Origin of the sequence: Halomonas sp. (assembly GCF_041689495.1) — a bacterium.
In the GTDB taxonomy this organism is placed as follows: Bacteria; Pseudomonadota; Gammaproteobacteria; order Pseudomonadales; family Halomonadaceae; genus Halomonas.
The window spans coordinates 1-2,268 of the sequence record NZ_JBDNGD010000228.1; the positions used below are offsets into that span (position 1 = coordinate 1).

2 protein-coding genes are annotated in these 2,268 nt (G+C 68.7%); both read left to right on the forward strand.

Annotated features, from left to right (window positions below; translation table 11 throughout):
- The coding region (locus tag ACESMD_RS08170) for a sigma-54-dependent Fis family transcriptional regulator (RefSeq protein ID WP_372612075.1) at positions 1-1,442 on the forward strand (1,442 nt) is incomplete at its 5' end.
- 137 nt (positions 1,443-1,579) lie between these two features.
- Positions 1,580-2,251: an MFS transporter gene (locus tag ACESMD_RS08175; protein WP_372612077.1), complete on the forward strand. Its 672-nt coding sequence runs from the start codon at positions 1,580-1,582 to the stop codon at positions 2,249-2,251.
- Positions 2,252-2,268: the final 17 nt, after the last annotated feature.

Genomic DNA, 2,268 nt, shown 5'->3' on the forward strand with positions numbered 1-2,268 from the left:
AGGAGCAAGTGCCGCTGACCTGCCACCACAGCGATCACTTCAGCGCCCACCATATCAGCCTGACCTGTACGGCGGCGCCGGTCTTCGACCCCGACGGCCAGCTGCTGGCGGTGCTCGACATCTCCGCCTACCGCTCGCCGGAGTCCAAGGCCTCGCAGACCTTCGCCTTGCAGGTGGTCAAGCACTATGCGCGGATGATCGAGGACGCCTACTTCCTGCAGCGCTACAGCGGCAACCACATCGTCTGCCTGGACCGCTCCCGGGAGTTCGTGCAGATCAACCGGCGCTATCTGATCGCCATCGAGGAGGACGGCACCCTGGTGGCCGCCAACACCGCCGGGCGCAAGCTGCTGCGACACCACGAGCTGCCACTTGCCCGCGCCGGGGAGGCGCGCCCCTTCCGGGCCTGGCACATCCAGGACCTGCTCGATGCCGAGGTCGAGGACGTGCTCAACATCCAGCGCTATTGCGATGATCGAGTGCGTGCCTTTCTGACCCACCGCCACCGTGAGCTGCACTTCGCCACCCTGATCGAGCCCCAGCGACGCCGTGGGCCTAGGGGCGAGCCGCGCCGTCAGGATTCCATCCTGGCGCCGCTCGAGGCGCTGGCCGACGACGACCCGGCAATGCGCGACACCCTGACCCGCGCCGCCCGGCTGCGCAACGAGCCGATCAACATTCTGGTGATCGGCGAGACCGGCAGTTTCACCGGCGCCAACAGCAAGGGCATGAAGGGGCTGATCGCCCAGGCCGACGGCGGCACCCTGTTCCTCGACGAGATCGGCGACATGCCCTTGCAGCTGCAGACCCGGCTGCTGCGGGTGCTGGCAGAGGAGGAGGTGCTGCCGATCGGCGCCAACCAGCCCGTCAAGGTCGACCTGCGGGTGGTCTCGGCCACCCACCGCGACCTGCGCGGATTGATCGAGTTGGGCGGCTTCCGTGAGGACCTCTTCTATCGCCTCAACGGCGCCAGCCTGCGCCTGCCGCCGCTGCGCGAACGGGCCGACAAGGGCTACCTGATCCGGCGACTGTTCGAGGAGCTGCAGGCCGAGCGCGGCGAGTCGTGGGCCCGACTGCGCGGCGATGCCATGAGCGCCCTGCTCGCCTATCCCTGGCCGGGCAACATCCGCGAGCTGCACAATGCCCTGCGCTATGCCCTGGCCACCTGCGAGGGCGACGAGGTGGTGGTCGGCGACCTGCCGGAGGAATGCATCAGCGGCCAACTCGCCCATCCGGCGGCACGGCCCAGCACATCGCTCTACGGTCTCACCGCCGGCCACCCGGCCGTGGCCCAGGGCGAGGACCCGTTGCATGAGGCCCTGCACCAGCACCGCTGGAACATCAGCGCCGTGGCCCGGGAGCTCGGGCTGTCGCGACCGACCATCTACCGGCGCATGAAACGCCTCGGCATCGTGCCGCCCCACCAGCAGGACGCCCTGTGATCTCGAGCCCGCCCCGCGATGACGTCCGACCCCGGGTTGCGCCGGGCGTCATCATTTTCCATATGGCAACAGTGGCCTGAGCACGACAGATACGCGATAGTGGCTTCTCATTAGTCTGCAAACAGGTCGCCCCTTTCATGTATGCCCTGCGCCGCCACGCCCTGCTGATCATCGTCCTTGGCAGCCTGGTCATCTCGCTGGCCATGGGCCTGCGTCATGGCTTCGGCCTGTTCCTGGAGCCGATGAGCAGCGACCTCGGCTGGGGCCGCGAGGTCTTCGCCTTCGCCCTGGCCCTGCAGAACCTGATCTGGGGGCTGGCGCAGCCCTTCAGCGGGGCCCTGGCCGACCGCTTCGGTGCCGCACGGATCGTCACCCTGGGTGGCCTGCTCTATGCCCTGGGGCTGGCCATGATGGGGCTGTCCGAGACGCCGGCTGGCATGTCGGTGAGCGCCGGGCTGCTGATCGGCCTGGGGCTCTCGGGCACCACCTTCTCGGTGATCCTGGGAGCCGTGGGCCGCGCCGTCGCTCCGGAGAAGCGCAGCCTGGCCATGGGCATCGTCAGTGCCGCGGGCTCCTTCGGTCAGTTCGCGATGCTGCCCGGGACCCTGGGACTCCTGGAGTGGCTGGGCTGGTCCACCGCCCTGCTGGTGATGGGGGCCCTGGGAGCCCTGATGGTGCCGCTGGGCGGGATGCTGCGCGACCGCCCGACGCCCCGCCAGGCAAGCGACCTCTCCCTGCGTGCGGCATCGTCTTCCTATTCCATCAGCTCGGTTCCTTATGGGCGTCTGGCTGGGCGGTTACCTCTATGACGTCACCGGCAACTACG

Bases quoted from the DNA above. Each gene is read 5' to 3' on its own strand.
- ACESMD_RS08175 (WP_372612077.1), top strand. From the start codon at position 1,580: ATGTATGCCCTGCGCCGCCACGCCCTGCTGATCATCGTCCTTGGCAGC.